The sequence below is a fragment of the Paenibacillus pasadenensis genome (assembly GCF_002864175.1).
In the GTDB taxonomy this organism is placed as follows: Bacteria; Bacillota; Bacilli; order Paenibacillales; family Paenibacillaceae; genus Paenibacillus_O; species Paenibacillus_O pasadenensis.
The window spans coordinates 515,185-532,538 of record NZ_NFEZ01000003.1 but is presented as its reverse complement, the minus strand read 5'-3'; the positions used below and the strand labels follow the sequence as shown (position 1 = coordinate 532,538).

At 65.3% G+C, this 17,354-nt stretch carries 16 protein-coding genes; 9 read left to right on the top strand and 7 right to left on the bottom strand.

Translation table 11 applies throughout. The features are described 5' to 3' along the window. Positions 1–36 precede the first annotated feature (36 nt). From icd to B8V81_RS05980, 3 genes are all read left to right on the top strand, one after another. Positions 37–1,332 carry an NADP-dependent isocitrate dehydrogenase gene (icd, locus tag B8V81_RS05990; RefSeq protein WP_101807957.1) on the top strand — a complete coding sequence of 432 codons (1,296 nt, stop codon included), beginning with the start codon at positions 37–39 and terminating at the stop codon, positions 1,330–1,332. Positions 1,333–1,451: 119 nt separating this feature from the next. Next, complete coding sequence (gene mdh / locus B8V81_RS05985; RefSeq protein ID WP_028599084.1) at positions 1,452–2,402, top strand: malate dehydrogenase; 951 nt, start codon at positions 1,452–1,454, stop codon at positions 2,400–2,402. A gap of 82 nt (positions 2,403–2,484) precedes the next feature. Continuing rightward, positions 2,485–3,048 carry a hypothetical protein gene (locus tag B8V81_RS05980; RefSeq protein ID WP_101807956.1) on the top strand — a complete coding sequence of 188 codons (564 nt, stop codon included), beginning with the start codon at positions 2,485–2,487 and terminating at the stop codon, positions 3,046–3,048. A 56-nt stretch (positions 3,049–3,104) separates the two neighbouring features. On the opposite strand, the gene B8V81_RS05975 is transcribed toward B8V81_RS05980, so the two are convergent. Next, the gene (locus B8V81_RS05975; RefSeq protein WP_101807955.1) at positions 3,105–3,953 is read right to left on the bottom strand and encodes a nucleotidyltransferase domain-containing protein; all 849 of its coding nucleotides are present in this window, start codon (positions 3,951–3,953) and stop codon (positions 3,105–3,107) included. Between the two features lie 31 nt (positions 3,954–3,984). Continuing rightward, positions 3,985–4,749 carry an AAA family ATPase gene (locus B8V81_RS05970; RefSeq protein ID WP_101807954.1) on the bottom strand — a complete coding sequence of 255 codons (765 nt, stop codon included), beginning with the start codon at positions 4,747–4,749 and terminating at the stop codon, positions 3,985–3,987. Positions 4,750–4,844: 95 nt separating this feature from the next. Here B8V81_RS05970 and B8V81_RS05965 point away from each other — a divergent pair, with 95 nt between their 5' ends. The 5 genes from B8V81_RS05965 (at position 4,845) to B8V81_RS05945 (ending at position 10,148) form a co-directional block, all read left to right on the top strand. After that, positions 4,845–5,351, top strand: a complete 507-nt coding sequence (locus tag B8V81_RS05965; protein ID WP_101807953.1) for a hypothetical protein — start codon at positions 4,845–4,847, stop codon at positions 5,349–5,351. 107 nt (positions 5,352–5,458) lie between these two features. After that, positions 5,459–7,630: a DNA helicase RecQ gene (gene recQ / locus B8V81_RS05960; protein ID WP_101807952.1), complete on the top strand. Its 2,172-nt coding sequence runs from the start codon at positions 5,459–5,461 to the stop codon at positions 7,628–7,630. A gap of 191 nt (positions 7,631–7,821) precedes the next feature. After that, entirely contained in the window at positions 7,822–8,247 is a 426-nt protein-coding gene (locus B8V81_RS05955; RefSeq protein WP_101807951.1) for a hypothetical protein, read from the top strand. A gap of 145 nt (positions 8,248–8,392) precedes the next feature. Next, positions 8,393–9,346 carry a sugar kinase gene (locus B8V81_RS05950; RefSeq protein ID WP_101807950.1) on the top strand — a complete coding sequence of 318 codons (954 nt, stop codon included), beginning with the start codon at positions 8,393–8,395 and terminating at the stop codon, positions 9,344–9,346. A 4-nt stretch (positions 9,347–9,350) separates the two neighbouring features. Beyond that, positions 9,351–10,148 (top strand): DeoR/GlpR family DNA-binding transcription regulator, encoded by a 798-nt coding sequence (locus B8V81_RS05945; RefSeq protein WP_028599076.1) that lies wholly within the window; start codon positions 9,351–9,353, stop codon positions 10,146–10,148. A 272-nt stretch (positions 10,149–10,420) separates the two neighbouring features. Here B8V81_RS05945 and nagA read toward each other — a convergent pair whose 3' ends face one another. Together nagA and nagB are read right to left on the bottom strand one after the other, a co-directional pair. Continuing rightward, the gene (nagA, locus tag B8V81_RS05940) at positions 10,421–11,593 is read right to left on the bottom strand and encodes an N-acetylglucosamine-6-phosphate deacetylase (RefSeq protein WP_101807949.1); all 1,173 of its coding nucleotides are present in this window, start codon (positions 11,591–11,593) and stop codon (positions 10,421–10,423) included. Then, positions 11,566–12,333, bottom strand: a complete 768-nt coding sequence (nagB, locus tag B8V81_RS05935) for a glucosamine-6-phosphate deaminase (protein ID WP_052333279.1) — start codon at positions 12,331–12,333, stop codon at positions 11,566–11,568. Before nagB ends, nagA begins: the two co-directional genes overlap by 28 nt. A 229-nt stretch (positions 12,334–12,562) precedes the next feature. Between nagB and fni the strand changes: the two genes are divergently transcribed. Continuing rightward, complete coding sequence (fni, locus tag B8V81_RS05930; RefSeq protein WP_101807948.1) at positions 12,563–13,633, top strand: type 2 isopentenyl-diphosphate Delta-isomerase; 1,071 nt, start codon at positions 12,563–12,565, stop codon at positions 13,631–13,633. Positions 13,634–13,648: 15 nt separating this feature from the next. Here the strand turns inward: fni and B8V81_RS05925 are convergent, their stop codons facing one another. Genes B8V81_RS05925 through B8V81_RS05915 form a run of 3 tightly spaced genes read right to left on the bottom strand, consistent with a single transcriptional unit; the run spans position 13,649 to position 17,233 of the window. Further along, positions 13,649–14,791: a Ger(x)C family spore germination protein gene (locus B8V81_RS05925; RefSeq protein WP_101807947.1), complete on the bottom strand. Its 1,143-nt coding sequence runs from the start codon at positions 14,789–14,791 to the stop codon at positions 13,649–13,651. After that, positions 14,778–15,905, bottom strand: a complete 1,128-nt coding sequence (locus B8V81_RS05920) for a GerAB/ArcD/ProY family transporter (RefSeq protein ID WP_101807946.1) — start codon at positions 15,903–15,905, stop codon at positions 14,778–14,780. The genes B8V81_RS05925 and B8V81_RS05920 overlap by 14 nt, the downstream gene beginning before the upstream one ends. Further along, positions 15,902–17,233, bottom strand: coding sequence for a spore germination protein (locus B8V81_RS05915; protein WP_101807945.1), 1,332 nt, complete (start codon positions 17,231–17,233; stop codon positions 15,902–15,904). Before B8V81_RS05915 ends, B8V81_RS05920 begins: the two co-directional genes overlap by 4 nt. Positions 17,234–17,354: the final 121 nt, after the last annotated feature.

Below are 17,354 nucleotides of genomic sequence, written 5' to 3'. Positions count from 1 at the left end.
GCATGATTTTCATACCAAGAGGAGGAATCATCCCCAATGGCACAACTCGAAAAATTCGCCCTTCCGACCGAAGGCGAGCAGATCACGATTGAAAACGGCAAGCTGAACGTTCCGAACAACCCGATCGTTCCGTTCATCGAAGGCGACGGCACGGGCCGCGACATCTGGCGCGCCTCCAAGCGCGTCCTCGACGCGGCAGTCGAAAAAGCCTACAGCGGCGAGAAGAAGATCGCCTGGTACGAAGTATTCGCCGGCGAAAAAGCGTTCAACCAATACGGCGAATGGCTGCCGGCCGACACGCTGACGGCGATCCGCGAGTACATCGTCGCGATCAAAGGACCGCTGACGACTCCGATCGGCGGCGGCATCCGTTCCCTGAACGTAGCGCTGCGCCAGGAGCTCGACCTGTACGTCTGCCTGCGCCCTGTGCGCTACTTCGACGGCGTGCCTTCCCCGGTGAAGCGTCCGGAGCTGGTCAACATGGTCATCTTCCGCGAGAACACCGAGGACATCTACGCCGGCATCGAGTACCAAGAAGGCACGGACGCGGTCAAAAAAGTGCTTTCCTTCCTGCAGAACGAGATGGGCGTGAACAAGATCCGCTTCCCGGAAACGTCCGGCATCGGCATCAAGCCGGTATCGGCCGAGGGCTCCAAGCGCCTCGTGCGCGCGGCGATCGAGTACGCGATCGAGCACGGCCGCAAGTCGGTCACGCTGGTCCACAAAGGCAACATCATGAAGTTCACCGAGGGCGCCTTCAAAAACTGGGGCTACGAAGTGGCGGAAGCCGAGTTCGGCGACAAGGTGTTCACATGGGGCCAATATGACCGCATCAAGGACGAGCAAGGCACGGATGCGGCCAACAAGGCTCAAGACGAAGCTCTGGCGGCCGGCAAGATCCTCGTGAAGGACGCCATCGCCGACATCGCCCTGCAGCAAGTGCTGACCCGTCCGACAGACTTCGACGTCATCGCAACGCTGAACCTGAACGGCGACTACCTGTCCGACGCCCTGGCGGCTCAAGTCGGCGGCATCGGCATCGCGCCGGGCGCCAACATCAACTACCTGACCGGCCACGCGATCTTCGAGGCGACCCACGGCACGGCTCCGAAATACGCCGATAAAGACGTGGTGAACCCGGGCTCCGTCATCCTCTCCGGCGTCATGATGCTCGAGCATCTGGGCTGGCAGGAAGCGGCCGACCTCATCTACAAAGGCATGGAAACTTCGATCAACAACAAGACGGTCACCTACGACTTTGCCCGCCTGATGGAAGGCGCCAAAGAAGTGAAGTGCTCCGAGTTCGCGGATCAAGTCATCGCCAACATGTAAATCGTTCAAGAGTCCGCTCCGGCGGGCTCTTCTCTTCTCTTTCGGCGCTGCTGCCGAGGCAAGGCCGCGTATCGTTTCATGCAGGAGGCTGGACATTCCAATCCGATGGAGGGATTCTCATGGCTATCGCACGCAAGAAGATCACGGTCGTAGGAGCCGGGTTCACGGGAGCGACGACGGCGCTCATGCTCGCGCAAAAGGAGCTCGGAGACGTCGTGCTCGTCGACATCCCGCAGCTGGAAAATCCGACGAAGGGCAAGGCGCTCGACATGCTGGAGGCTTCGCCGGTGCAAGGCTTCGACGCGCGCATCACCGGCACGTCCGATTATGCCGATACGGCCGGCTCCGACATCGTCATCATCACGGCGGGCATCGCGCGCAAGCCGGGCATGAGCCGCGACGATCTCGTCGCCGTCAATGCCGGCATCGTGCGCTCCGTCTGCGAAAGCGTCAAGGCGACGAGTCCGGACGCGTACGTCATCCTGCTGTCCAACCCGGTCGACGCGATGACCTATGTCGCCTACGAGACGCTCGGCTTCCCCAAAAACCGCGTCATCGGCCAGTCCGGCGTGCTCGACACGGCCCGCTACTGCACGTTCATCGCGCAGGAGCTGAACGTGTCGGTCGAGGACGTGCGCGGCTTCGTGCTCGGCGGCCACGGCGACGACATGGTGCCGCTCGTGCGCTACTCCAATGTCGGCGGCATCCCGATCGAGACGCTCATCCCGGCGGAGCGCATCGAGGCGATCGTGCAGCGCACGCGCGTCGGCGGCGGCGAGATCGTCGGCCTGCTCGGCAACGGCAGCGCCTATTACGCGCCGGCGGCATCGCTCGTGCAGATGACCGAGGCGATCCTGAAGGACAAGAAGCGCGTCCTTCCGGTCATCGCGCTGCTGGAGGGCGAGTACGGCTACGACGGCTTGTTCCTCGGCGTGCCCGCGATTCTCGGCGGCGACGGCATCGAGAAGGTGTTCGAGCTGGAGCTGACGGCGGAGGAGCAAGCGGCGCTCGACCGCTCGGCCGACTCCGTGCGCGCGGTCGTCAAGCTGGTGGCGGCGCCGCAAGGCTGAGCCTGAATGAAAAACAGCCCCGAATCCGAAAGACGGATTCGGGGCTTTTCGGTTAAGATGGAAAAGAAAGGGGGTGCTTGCGATGAGCGCATGGCGCCATGGACGCTGGATGCGAGCCGGAATCGCGGCGGTCGTCCTGCTGCTGGCCGGCAGCCTGATCTGGTGGTTCTTTCCGCAGCGCATCGACCGCACGCTCCAAGGCTACGAGTTCACCGCCGGACAGCCGGAGCGTCCCGGACGTTCCTTGACGCTGAAACTCGAAGGCACGCTTCAGCGGACGCTGGCCGGCTTCTGGAAAGGAGCGGGCAAGTTCGAGGGCAAGCTGGTCATCGTAGGCGAGTCCTACTCCGGCGTGCCGGAGGATGCGACGCCGTTTTTTTATCTCCATGATGGAGTCGGGAGCATGGCATTCTCCTGGCTGAAGCGGGAGTCCATCGGCAACAGCGTTCCGGGACTCCATGTGGAAGGCATGGTGTATGCTTCGACGGACTTGAAAGAGCTCGTTATAATCCGCACGAGCCGTTCGGCTGGGGCGAACAACGGCAGCGTCGTGGCGGTCGCCGCGCCGGCGAACGATCGGGAGGAAGGGATGGCGCTGGCGAACCGGATTCTGATCGAAAAGCTTGGAGCTCCTCTGATGCCATGATGAAAGCATCGCTCAAGTGCGGCGGGAGTCGTTTCACGAATACGGTCGGTCGATGCTCAGAGTCCTCTATTTGCCGGCATCAACGCCTCCGTCTCCCGGATGAGCTCCTGCAGCCGGGAAGCGGCCTGCGCCAGCTTGTCGGCGTCGTCGCCGAGCGCCGCGAACAGGCGGCCGATGCGGCCGGAGTAGTCTGCAGGAGCGAGCGGAAGCGAGCCGGCAATCGCGGCCGCGCCCTTCTCGTTCATCCAGTACGCTTCGTTCAGCGCGAACAGCGTCTGGTTGAGGCAGGAGACGGAGCGGAAAAAGCAGCCCGCGACATACGAGGCGTCCCCTTTGGGGATGCCTTTTCGTCCGTTGTCGAGAGCGAACGAGGCTTCCCAAAGGAAACGGCCGATCGTCGCTCGCTGCAGCGCAGGCGGATAAGGGCGCACGCTCCGCTTCAGCCGCTCCAGCACGCCCTGCGGATCCCACAGCGGCTGGCAGAGAGCGGCTTCGGCGAAGTAGATGGAGCTCACGAAGCCATGCGGATGCCCGGGCTGGTAGTCGATCCGGATCGAGCCTTGCCGGCAATCGCCGATGACGCGCTCGACCTGATCCAGATCGCGGTACAGCAGGTCGACCGGCATGCCGCCGACCCGCAGCCAGCCTCCGCCGTTGATCCAAGGTCCCCAGTCGCCGAGCGGGGTGACCGCCTCCGCGCGGCTCTCGTCGTCGAGCCTGCGCGCCGCCTCCCGCAGCTGCGTCAGGTCCGGCGGGGCGTCCGGCCGGTAATACAGGCCGAGATCGAAGTCGGAGCCGGCGTGGGCGGTTCCGCGGGCGCGCGAGCCGCCGAGCGCGATCGCGGCGATGCCTTGCACGTTGGACAGCTCCTTCACGGCAAGCTCGAGAATGCTTTCTGCCTCCATGGGCTAGCCTCCTTTTTCACGCAACTGGGGATCAATCATCCGCCAACAGCTCGTCCAGCATCGCCTGCTTGCGGTTGACGAACTGCTTCATGACGGACCAGTGGGGCGTCTGCTCCAGCTCGACCCGCTCGGCGCCGTCCGGTCCGAGCAGGTAGATGTCGGCGTCCGGGTAGGCCATCAGGATCGGCGAATGGGTGGCGATGATGAACTGCGAATGCTTTTGCACGAGCTGATGGATGCGCGAGAGCATCGACAGCTGGCGCTGCGGCGACAGCGCCGCCTCCGGCTCGTCGAGGATGTACAGGCCGCGCCCGCCGAAGCGGTGCAGGAACGCGGCGAAGAACGACTCGCCATGCGACTGCTCGTGCAGCGGCTTGCCGCCGTAGGAGTCGATGATCGGCGGGCCGGAGGCTCGCGCGCCGTCGGGACGGTCCAGCCGTTCGATCTCGCTGGCGAGATTGTAGTAGCTTTCCGCCCGGAAGAAAAAGCCGTCCCGCGGCTTGTGCACGCCGCGCGCCAGCCGCAGATGGCGATGCAGCTCCGAGTGCGTCTCGGCGGTGGAGAAGCTGAAGTTGATCGTGCCGCCCTCGGGATTGAAGCCCCAGGCGACGGCGATCGCCTCCAGCAGCGTCGACTTGCCGGTGCCGTTCTCGCCGATCAGGTAGGTCACCTTGGGATGGAGCGGCAGCCGCTCCAGCGTGCGGACCGCCGGCAGGCTGAACGGGTACTCGCGCGGATTCGCGATTCCGGAGCGCAGCAGCTCGATGCTCTTGAGGTAGCCGGGTCCTCGGCTCATTCTAATCTCCCCTTCCTTGAAAGAGCTTCCTCCACCCAGTATACTCGATGGACGGTTGGATCACGAAGATCGAGAAGGCTAGGGGGAACGCGGATATGGAAGAGGAATCCTGGATTACGCATGAAGAATACTTGGCATCGGCGGAGCTGTTCCGCTCGGCGTTCCCGGCGTTCGCCGCCGAGGTGGCGCGCGTCGAGGCGATGCGCGGCAAGCTCAACGAGTTCCAGCTGAGCCGCGCGGTGACGATGGCCGCCGACAGCGTGGAGATTCTCGGCTGGAACAGCCGCCGCACCGTGCTGGCGATTTTCGACGTCTATGTCGAGCTGTACCGCGGAGAGGGGCGCGAGGCGGCCGACCGCTGGGTGGAGGCGACGTTCGGGGCCGGTCTGCTGCCGGCGCCAGGCGGCGCGCCGGACTCGGCCGATCCGGGGCTGCTGGCGCGGCTCGGCGAGGTCGAGGAGGAGATCCGCGAGCGCGAGGCCGAGCTGCTGGAGCTGTACCGCGAGCTGACGCGGCTCAAGGCGGCGGCGAGCGGGACGCGGCCGGCGGATGGACTGCGCGGGCAAGGTGAGGACGAGGGCGAGGCGGCTGCCGGCAGGTAGACACCTTTTCTCCGACCTGTCACAATAGAGGGATGAGCGCCGGACGGGCCCGCTCAGGGAGTCCGGCCGTCCACGGAAACAGGAACAGGAAAGGGAGTCGGAGGCCTATGCTGCAGGAAGCGCGCGAGCTGCTGAAGCGCGTCTATGGATACGATTCCTTCCGCCAGGGGCAGGAAGGGATCATCGAAGCGATCACGGGAGGCAGGGATACGCTGGCGATCTTGCCGACAGGCGGAGGCAAGTCGGTCTGCTACCAGATCCCGGCGATGCTGATGACCGGCACGACGATCGTCGTTTCGCCGCTCATCTCGCTCATGAAGGACCAGGTCGACGCGCTACGGCGCGTCGGCGTGCCGGCGGCGTACCTCAACAGCTCGCTCGGCGCGGGCGAGTACCGGGACGTGCTGCGCGCGGCGCTGAACGGGGAGTACAAGCTGCTCTACATCGCGCCGGAGCGGCTCGACGGCTCGATGTTCGGCGAGCTGTCCGAGCGCATGCGCATCCCGATGATCGCGATCGACGAGGCGCACTGCGTCTCGCAGTGGGGCCATGACTTCCGTCCGAGCTACCGGCAGCTGGCCGGCTGGATCGGGCGCATGGAGGATCGGCCGCTCGTCTCGGCGTTCACCGCGACGGCGACGCCGGAGGTGGCGGACGACATCACGGCGATGCTCGGACTCCGCGAGCCGAGCGTGTTCGTCAGCGGCTTCGCGCGGGAGAACCTGTCGCTGTCGGTCGTCACCGGCGCGGACAAGAAGCGGTTTCTGACGCAGTTCCTGCAGGAGCGTCCGGACCAGTCCGGCATCATCTATGCGGCGACGCGCAAGGAGACCGAGGCGGTCCATGAGGAGCTGCTGCGCCAGGGCATCCCGGCGGGCAAGTACCACGGCGGCCTGGGCGACGCGGAGCGCGCGGAGGCGCAGGAGAAGTTCCGCTTCGACGAGACGCGCGTCATGGTGGCGACCAACGCGTTCGGCATGGGCATCGACAAGCCGAACGTGCGCTTCGTGCTGCACTGGCAGATGCCGGGCGACGTCGAGTCGTACTATCAGGAAGCCGGACGCGCGGGCCGCGACGGCGAGGAGTCGGAATGCGTGCTGCTGTTCGAGCCGCAGGACGTGCAGATCCAGCGGTTCCTGATCGAGCAGGGCCAGGGGGACGACGGGCGCAAGTCGGTGCAGCTGTCCAAGCTGTACGCGATGATGAATTTCGGCCGCACGGAGCGCTGCCTGCAGCAGTTCATCGTCGACTATTTCGGCGAGAAGGGCGTCGAGCCCTGCGGCAAATGCGGCAACTGCCTCGACAAGAGCGAGCGGCTCGACATGACGAGCGAGGCGCAGAAGGCGCTCAGCTGCGTCGGCCGCATGAAGGGGCGCTTCGGCGTGACGATGGCCGCCAAGGTGCTGAAGGGCTCGCGCGACAAGAAGATCATCCAGTTCGGCCTCGACCGGCTCTCCACCTACGGACTGCTGCGGGAGTGGCCGGAGCGGGAGATTTCCGACTGGCTGTACTGGCTCGTCGCCGAAGGCTATCTGCGCCTGAGCGAAGGCCAGTACCCGACCGTCTCGCTGACGGCCGAGGCGCTGCCGGTGCTCGAGGGCAGCAAGACGGTCGTGCGCCGCAAGTCGACGTCGGTGCGCCGCGCGGCCTCGGCCGCCGCGTCCGGCGAGGCGTCGCCGCTGTTCGAGGCGCTGCGCCAGTGGCGCAAGGAGACGGCCGCGCGCGAGGGCGTGCCGCCGTTCATGCTGTTCTTCGACGCGACGCTGCGCGAGCTGGCGGCCGCCGCTCCGGCGAGCCGCGACGAGCTGCTGCGGGTCAAGGGCATCGGCGCGGCCAAGGCCGACAAGTACGGCGACGCGCTGCTCGCGATCACGTCCGGCGAGGAGGCGCAGGCGGGACGGCAGCCGGACTTGTTCCAGGCGGCTGACGCCGGCCGTGCGCCGGCGCGGGCGGAGGCGTCCGTCTCCGGTCGGGGCGAGAGCGGCAGCCATCTGGCGACGTACGAGATGTTCCAGGCGGGCGGCACGATCGAGCAGATCGCCCAGGAGCGCGGCATCAGCCGCGTCACCGCCGAGAGCCATCTGATGCGCTGCGCGGACGAAGGGCTGGAGCTGGACTGGAGCCGCATCATTCCCGAGGATCAGGAGCCGCTCATCCTGGAGGCGGCGAGCCGCCTCGGCGCCGACAAGCTGCGTCCGCTCAAGGACGCGCTGCCCCCGGAGGTCGACTATTTCGCCATCCACGGCGTGCTGCGCAAGCATGGGCTGAAAAGCGGCTGAGTTCCGGAAGCGCCGCGCCCCCTGAGCGAAAGCGAAACCGGGGCGCGCGGTCCGATGCGGCCGGATAAAGGCCCATATAAGTCGGAAATAGGACGAGAGCGGCCGAAAACGGAAGCAAATGAAGCGTTTCCTTTTGTCATGGCCGATTTCATCTAGTATACTTGTCGTAGACAAGCCTAGGAGGATGAAAGATGACGCAAATTATGGTATTCCTGCATGTGCTCGGCGCGGGCGGACTCGGCTTCTACCTGATCCTGCCGTTTCTCGTCGGCCGCGCTTCCCGTCTGGCCGGAGCCGGACAGCAGGGACTGGCCGAAGGACTCGTGACGGGCAACCGGATCGCGCAGTACTTCCTGATCCTGCAGTTCCTGACGGGAGGCTACCTGATCTCCAAGGCCGACTACACCGTCGCCTGGATGATCCTCTCGATCGTGCTGTTCCTCGCCATCGCGGCGCTGGGCGGCATCCAGACCAAGCCGCTCAAAGGCATCGTCAGCCAGATCCAGGCGGGCCAGAGCGCGACGGCAAACATTGCCAAAGTGCGCATGTTCAGCTTCATCCTGCTCGCTCTGTACGTGGTGATCCTGTACTTCATGGTCAACCCGTTCTTCGAATAAGAGCAGCGGATCCAACGCCTTGCTTTCCCTTCAGGCCGCGAGGACTCGCAAAACCGCTCCTGCGGCGGACGCGTCCTCCGGCCTGATGGACGAAGCAGAGGCTTTATTCCTTTAACGCGAGCAATCAGGAGAGGGGAAGCAGCACATGACGGTTTCACCGGATCTCATCACCTTCGGCGAAAGCATGGCTCTGTTCATGCCGCAGGAGAACCGCGCCTTGGAGCATGCGGACTCGCTGCAATCCGCCTTCGGCGGCGCGGAGAGCAATCTGGCCATCGGCGTATCCCGCCTCGGCGGCTCGGCCGGCTGGTGCGGCGCGCTCGGAGCCGATCCGCTCGGGCGCCGCATCTTGAAAGCGCTGCGAGGCGAAGGCGTCGACGTGTCGCGCGCGCATCTCAGCCCGGAAGCGCCGACGGGGCTCATGTTCCGCGAGGAAGTGGCGGGGCGCCTGGCGGTCCACTACCATCGCCGAGGCTCGGCGGCGAGCCGGATGACGCCCGATCGGCTGGACGCGGACTACATCCGCGGGGCCAAGCTGCTGCATGTGACGGGCATCACGATGGCGCTGTCGGACGGCGCCCGCGAGACGGTGCTGGAGGCGATGCGGATCGCCCGCGACGCCGGAGTCAAGATCAGCTTCGATCCGAACCTGCGGCTCAAGCTGTGGAGCATCGAGGAGGCGCGCCGGGCGCTGCTGCCGGCGGCCGAGCTGGCGGACTATTTCCTGCCGGGATGGGACGAGCTCAAGCTGCTGTACGATACGGACGACGAGGGGGACATCCTCCGGCGCGTCCAGGCGCTCGGCTCGGTCGCGGTGATCAAGAGCAAGGGCGACGGCACGCTGCTGCTGGAGGGCGGACGGAGCGCGTTCATTCCGTTCTACCCGGCCGAAAAGGTCGTCGACACCGTCGGCGCGGGGGACGGCTTCTGCGCCGGATTCCTGGCCGGGCTGCTCAAAGGCATGGAGCCAGCGGAAGCGGTCCGGCTCGGCAGCATCTGCGGCTCGCTGGCCGTGCAGGGGCGCGGCGACTGGGAAGCGCTGCCGGACTGGGCCTCTGCCGAGCAGCGGCTGAACAATTCCGTATGGGTGGAGCGTTGAACCGATGACCGAAATGAACAAGGGAGAACGCAGGCGCGAAGGCATCCTGACGGTGCTCAAGCAGCAAGGGCGGATCACGATTTCCGATATCGTGGAGCGGTTCGGCTGCTCGGAGGCGACGGCGCGGCGCGACCTGGAGCTGCTGGAGCGGACCGGACCGCTCGTGCGGACGATCGGCGGGGCGATGTACGACGGGATGAATCCGGTGCGGGACAGCTCGTTCGCCGAGCGTCAGGGCATCTCGCTGCTGGAGAAGGAGCATATCGCGGCCGAGGCGGCCCGCCATATCGTGGAGGGCGACGTCGTCGGCCTGTCCGGGGGAACGACGAACTATCTGATCGCCAAGCTCATCAAGATGCGCCGCGGCATCACGGTCGTGACCAATGCGGTCAACATCGCGATGGAGCTGGCCGGCAGCGACATCCAGGTCGTCGTCACCGGGGGCATGATGCGGCATAACAGCTTCGAGCTGTGCGGGCCGCTCGGCGAGGGCATGGTGTCGCATCTGAACATCGGCAAGATGTTCATCGGCGTCGACGGCATCTCCGAGAACGGCGGCATCACGACGTATTCCGAGCAGGAGGCGCAGATCGCCAAGGCGCTCATCAGCCGCTCGCAGATCACCTATGCGGTGTTCGACCAGAGCAAGGTCGGGCGCACGTCGCTGTTCTCGATCGCCCAGCTCAAGGATCTGGACGCGGTCATCACCGACCGTCCGCTCGAGGGGGCGCTGTCCGATTACGCCCGCCGCTGCGGCGTGACCGTCTATTTGGCGGGCGACGAGGACGAGGAAGAAGCGTAGCGCCGATCCCGAAGCTTGACGAAGGCCGCTTTCGGGCGTAAACGCTCGTTCCGCGCCCGAAGCCTCTCTCCGATTCAGATGAAGGCGGATTCCGCCGATTCTCCTATTTTAAGCGGATGGCATCGACGCCGCTCTGGAGCGGAGCTTCCGCAAGCCGATCCAAAAAAAGCGTCCTGCCCGATGAAAAATCGGGCGGGACGCTTTTTTGGAATTCAGCGATAAAGGGCGGAGGCTTCGCGGACGACGCCGATACAGCCCGCTGGAAGCGGAAGTCAGCGCGGCTCGGCTTCGAAGACGCGGCGGCCGCACACCCAGGTGCCGACGACGTCGAGCTCCTCGGTCAGCAGCACGAGGTCGGCCCATTTGCCTGCGGCGATGCTGCCGGTCTGCTCGGAGAGGCCGAGCAGCTGCGCCGGGTTGGCGCTCGCGAGCACGCTCGCTTGCGGCACGGTCCAGCCGGTCGCCTGCACGAAGCGCTTCAGCGCCGCCTCCATCGTCAGCGTGCTGCCGGCGAGATTGCCGCCATCGACGAGGCGGCAGACGCCGTCCTTCATCGTGACGGCCAGGCCGCCGAGCTCGTACATTCCGTCCTCGAGGCCGGCTGCCGCGATCGCATCGGTGATGAGCGTCAGCTTGCCGGGCGGCTTGGCGCGGGCGAGCAGCCGCATCGCCGCATCATGGACATGATGGCCGTCGGCGATCAGCTCGGCATGGATGCGGTCGTCGGTCAGCGCCGCCCCGACCGCTCCAGGCTCGCGATGGTGCAGGCCGCGGCAGGCGTTGAACGTATGCGTCATGCCGCGCAGGCCCGCGTCGGCTGCCGCCTGCATGTCGTCGAAGCGCGCGTCCGTATGGCCGGCGGAGGCGACGATGCCTCGCTCGGAGAGCCAGGCGATCATCTGCAGCGCGCCTTCGCGCTCCGGAGCGAGCGTCATCTGCTTGATCAGCGTCGGATAGGCGTCATGCCACTCCTGCAGCCAGTCGAGCCTCGGATCGACGCGATGCGCGGGATTCTGGGCGCCCATCCAGTCGGGACTGACGAACGGCCCCTCGAGATGCACGCCGGCCAGACGCGCATAAGGCATCGGCGCGCTGCGGTACTCGTCGACGGCATCCAGCGTAGCGCGGATGCGGCCCGGCGATTCGGTCATCGTCGTGGCGAGCATCGTCGTCGTGCCGTGCTGGGCATGGAATCTGGAGATCGTGTCATAGGCCTCGTGGCCGGCATCCATGAAGTCGGCGCCGTAGCCGCCGTGCACGTGAAGATCGATGAAGCCCGGCAGCAGCCAGCCGCCGCGCCCGTCGATCGTCGTCTCGCCGGCTGCCGGCTCGGCGCCTGCGTCGGGCGAGATCGAGTCGATCCGGCCGTCCTTCACGGAGACGGAGCCGTGAACAGCGGCTCCGTCGACGGCGATCGTTACATTGCTGATGCGAAAGGGCTGCATCCTTGGTTCCCTCCTGTTGCCAGCAGGCTTGCTGCCTCCTTGTCGAGCAGGACCGTGACGTCGGCGTGAAGCTGCAGCAGCGAGGCCGGGCAGTCCGTCGTGACCGGACCGGCCAGCGCGCGCTTCACGACCTCGGCCTTGTCGGCGCCGCGGACGACGAGCAGGATGCGCGCCGCCTTGAGGATGGAGCCGACGCCCATCGTGACCGCCTGCGTCGGCACTTCGTCGAGCGAGGCGAAGAAGCGGGCGTTCGCCTCGCGGGTCGCCTCGTCGAGCGTGACGACATGGGTGCCGGCGGCAAGCTCGCGATCCGGCTCGTTGAAGCCGATGTGGCCGTTGTGGCCGAGGCCGAGCAGCTGCAGATCGACGCGCGCGCTTTCGAGCATGCGGTCGTACTTCGCGCAGAAAGCGTCCAGATCGGCCGCCATGCCGTCCGGCAGGAACGTCTGGTTCAGCGGGATGTCGATTTTGGAGAACAGATGCTGGTTCATGTAATAAGCGTAGCTTTGCTCGTTGTCGGGCGTCAAGCCTACGTACTCGTCCAGGTTGTAGGTCGTGACGTTTTTGAAGGTGATGCCCTCCGCAGCGGCCGTCTCGACCAGGCTGCGGTAGATTCCGACCGGAGTCGAGCCTGTGGCGAGCCCGAGCACCGCGTTCGGCTTGGCTTTCGTCAGATCGGCGATGAGCCGCGCCGCCGCCTGGTCAAGCTCCAGATTGTCTTCAAAGATCCGAATGTCCATCTCAGCTTCCCCTCCGATAAACTTCCCTCATGGTTTCCTTTAGTTTACGCGCTTTCTAGCTCGGTGACAATAAATTTGATTGAAATGTACATAAAATTGAACAATGCAATCAAGTCGATGCCGAGAGAAGCGCCATTTGCCCCTGCGGCACTCGAGCGGGTATGATGGGGACACGAAAGGCCGGCGCAGGACGGCGCCGCAGGCCGAACAAGGAAGGATGGGGAACGCGATGACGGAACCGTATCGCCAGCCCGGAGGCGAGGATACGGGCTCGCGCAAGGCCGAGCATATCCGGATCTGCCTCGAGGAGCAGGTGGAGAGCCGGTCGTCCGGCGGAGCAGGCTTCGACCGCTACCGCTTCGAGCATGAGGCGCTGCCGGAGCTGGACTGGCAGGAGGTGGACCTCTCCGCCAGCTGGCTCGGCCGCAAGCTCAAGGCGCCCCTGCTCGTCAGCTCGATGACGGGCGGGACGGACGAGGCGGGACGCATCAACCGCGGCTTGGCGGAAGCGGCCCAGGCGAGGGGCTGGGCGATCGGGCTCGGCTCGATGCGGGCGGCGTGGGAGAAGCCGGAGCTCGCGGCCTCGTTCGAGATTCGCCGCGACGCTCCGGACGTGCCGATCATCGCCAACGTCGGCGCGGTCCAGCTCAACTACGGGCTCGATGCGGACGCCTGCCGGCGGCTGGTGGAGCTGGCCGAGGCGGATGCGCTCGTGCTGCATCTCAATGCGCTGCAGGAGGTGTTCCAGCCGGAAGGAGACACGAACTTCCGGGGGCTGCTGCGGCTGATCGAGACGGTATGCCGCAGCAGCGGCGTTCCGGTCGGCGTCAAGGAAGTCGGCTGGGGGCTATCGGCCGCGACGGCGGAGCGGCTCGCCGATGCCGGAGCGGCGTTCATCGACTGCGCCGGCGCCGGCGGAACGTCGTGGAGCCAGGTCGAGAGACATCGCGCTCGCAGCCGCCTGCATGCGGAAGCAGCGGACGCGTTCGCCGACTGGGGCATTCCGACGGCCGAATGCGTGCCGGCGATCCGCTTGCGGCTGCCGCAAGCGACGCTGATCGCCTCCGGCGGCCTCCGCAGCGGCGTCGACGCGGCCAAGGCGATCGCGCTCGGCGCCGATCTGGCCGGGTTCGGCCGGCTGCTGCTGCCGGACGCGGCATCGGGCGGCGATGCCGCGCGGAATATTTCCGCCCGCATGGAGCAGATCGAGTTCGAGCTGCGGACCGCGATGTTCGCCTCGGGCTCCGGCACGCTGCGCGAGCTGGCGCAGGGAGACAAATTGAAGCCGGTCCGCCTTTAAGGGGACAGGCTTCTTTTATTTGATCCGGCCGGCTCCCTGGATGTTCACGTCCGTACGGATATGGAATTTCAGCGTCGGATACATCTCCTGCCATTCCTCGAACGCTTCCTTGCTGATATGGGTCGCCCGAAAGCGGAGGCCGAACTGCAGCGGGTCGACGCCGCTGCGCTGGATTTTTCGGAGCAGCGACTCCGTCCGTTTCGAGAAATCGCGCTCGAAGCTCTTTTCGACGATGGCGGAGTGACGGTGCAGGATGTCGTTCGGGCCTTCCTCGAGCGTGCCGACGGCATGAATCCGCAGGTCGAGCTGTCCCTGGCCGGGACCCAAGCGGTCGATCCGCTGGCGCACGGTCAGGCCCATGACGGCCAGCATGACGGTACGTCCTTCGAATCCGGTCTTGATCGTGGAGTTGATGTACTGGCGGTCGAGCTGGTTGAACAGCTGCGTCTCGTCGGGATTCAGCACGGCCCGGACGCGGGTCTTGTCCAGCAGGGCGAGCCGGTCGACCTCGTAGCCGTTTTTCGTCAGCTGGACGATCGGCAGGTACGGGTCCATGCCGCGCTCGTTGATGCGGCGGAACAGGTCGAACAGCTTGATCGACCGGATGAACGAGGACTTGGTGGCGTCCCCGCCGAAGGTGAGGAACAGCGTGTTGCCGGAATAGTGCTCGGAGAGCGGCATCTGCTCGAGGATGCTCCGCCCGTCCGGCTGGCCGACGGCGACGAAGGCGGCGGACTGGATGTCGCGCCGGCGCATCATCCACTCGACCGAGTCGGAGATGTCCTCCCGGGCCAGCGGCTCGCCGAGAATCAGCACCTTGCAATGCCCGAGATCGATTTCCTTGTCCACGCGGGATTTGAGGATGCGCAGGCCCTCGGATATTTCCTTCGCGTCGATCGTCTCGATCTGCGACTTTTCCATGCCGGGCTCGGTCTTGGAGTTCGGAATCGAAAGCCGGATCGTGATGCGGTACGGCTTCTTGTCGTTGCCGGACTTGTCGATGGCGAGCGCGACGACGAAGAAGCGCTTGTCGATGTCGATGAAGCCGCAGCCCCCCGCCTGCAGCAGCAGCGCGGCGGCCAGCAGCGGAGCCGCCAGCCTGCGCCAGGCGGCGCTCAGCGGCGGGCCGGTCCGGCGCCGCGCGTCACGCGGAGTCATGGGCGGCCTCCTTTCCGGAGTCGCGCGGGCGCCTCAAGCTCAGCACGAAGAGCAGGACCGCCGCTCCCTGCTCGATGAACATGCGGAAGGTGAGCCAGATCTGCGCCACGAGAATCGTCAGCCTTTCGTCCAGGATGAACATGGCGGCGACGCAGAGGGCGAAGAAGCAGCCGCTGATCCACCAGGACGAGCGCGGCGTCTCCGTGTAGTCGACCTCGATCTTGCGGCTCTTGCGCAGGCTCTGGAGAAATTCGATCGCCTGATGCCAGCCGATGCTCGTATACAGCAGCGTCAGCGCCAGATAGACGAGGATGAACAGGAACAGCACGCGCTCGATGAAGCCGAAGCTCATCGTCATCGAATCGGCGGTCTGCGTCCAGACGTACATGTAGCGGTCGACCGCCATCGTGCCGTGGTAGCCGATCGGGAGGAAAAACGTCGTCAGCAGGATGCCGCTGCCGAGGATCGGGATGAGCCAGCGGCCCTTCAGCCGGAAATTCGGCGGATGGAGGCGGTTGAAGATCGCCAGGTTGATGTAGCCGGTAAAGATGAACGTGCCCGCGGCGACGCTCGTCAGGGTCGGCCGGACCGTGACGTATTGGGCGATCGTATAGATGGCGTTCCAGGAGACGTCGGGGCTGCGGATGCCCTTGAACAGGACGAAGAGGATGACCGGCAGCGTCAGCACCATCGTCATCTCCATCAGGAACAGCAGCGTCATCGACGAGCGGGTCGAGCCGTAGATGCAGATCAGGCCGAGCACGAGCAGCAGGTTCCACGCCGGCAGGTCGGGCGTCAGCACGCGGTTCAGGAGCAGCGTATAGCCGACGAGCGCGAAGCTCGACGCGAAGAAGAAGACGAACGCGAACAGCGCGAGCAGCGGCTTCACGATCCATTCCGGCATGTACAGGCGGAGGATTTCCGGCACGCCGAGTCCCGGAAAGCGGGCCAGCGCGCTCGTGACCGCATAGGCGGTCAGCGTGCCGAGCCCGATCGCCACGAGCAGCGAGGATACGGCGCCGGTCATGCGCTCCTGGAGCAGCACCGAAGGGACGTACAGCATCAGATTGAGCATCGCGACCATGATGAAGCTGTAATAGAAATAGCGGTTCACTCCGCTTTCACCTCTCCGATGTCCGCATGCCTCCAGTCGATCGGAAGCCGCAGACGGAAATAGGGCTTGCCGAAGCTGCGCTGGCTGCACAAGTAGATCAGTCCGGCGAAGACGCCGCCCGCGACGCCCGGCAGGCCGAAGAAGATCGCGAGGACGATGAGCGGGTACTTGATGAAGCGCACCGAGAGCGACAGCGAGTAGATGGGAATGACGAAATTCGAGATCGCCATCACGGAGGTGACGATGATCATGATGCTGCTGACGAGGCCGGCCTGCTGGGCGGCCTGGCCGAGGATGAGGCCGCCGACGGTCGTGGCCGTGGAGCCGATGTACTTGGGCAGCCGCACGCTCGCCTCGACGAGCATCTCGATCATGAACAGCATGATGAACACCTCGATGAAGGACGGATAAGGCACGGACGCGCGGCTGCCGGCGATCGAGAACGCGAGCTGCACCCGGAACAGCTCCGGATTGTAGGAGATGACCGCGATGTAGAGGGCCGGGAGCGTCGTCGTCATGAGCAGCGCGACGAAGCGCAGCGACAGCAGCAGAAGGGACATCCAGAACGATTCGTAGCGGTCCTCCGTGGCGCTCATCAGGTCGGTGAAGACGATCGGCAAGAGCAGCGCGAACATGCTTCCCTGCATCAGGACGACGATCTTGCCCTTGCTGAGCCCGACGGACAGCCGGTCGATGCGCTCGGTGATCATTTCGACGGGAAAAAGCCGCTTCCGGTTGTCGTTCATGAACTTGGCCAGCTGGCCGGACGCGCTGAGCACGTCGGTCTGGATGCTGCGCAGCTTCAGCCGCACGATCTCGAGCACGGCCGGATCGACGCGGACCTGGTCGTAGATCATGACGACCCTCGTCTTGGACAGCGAGCCGACCGTGAACTCCTCCTCCAGCAGGTCGGGACTGGCGTAGCGGCTGCGGACCATGTTGATCGAATCCATCAGATCCTCGCTGAGCGCGACCTGCGGGCCTTCGATCGTGCTCTCGACCGTAGTCTCCGGCGTGGAGTTGCGGATGATGCGGGCCGCATCCATCTTGTAGATGGCCGAGTTCAGCTTGAGGAGCACGAAGCCGCGCAGCAGCGAGTCGGTCCAGCGGGCGGGATCGTCCAGCGGCTGGAAATTCGGATTGCGGCGCAGCAGCTCGTCGAAGGGCACCTCTTCCTTGGCGAAAGGAACGAGCACCATGTCGCTGACCTTGCTCTCGTCGACAAGGGTGGCGATGAAGGCGACCTCCGCGATGAAGCGGCTGTTCGTGATCCGATGGGTCTTGACGTCCGTCGCGCTCGCGAACCGTTCGCGGATCGCCTGCAGCATGTCCTTCCTCTCCCTTCCAGTTCAGCCGTAGTATGTCGCTCTGGCGGGCAGTCTATGCCAAGCTTTGCCGGATCGGCCGCTGTTGGAGTACAATAACAGGATGATAGAGAGGGGCCTGGAA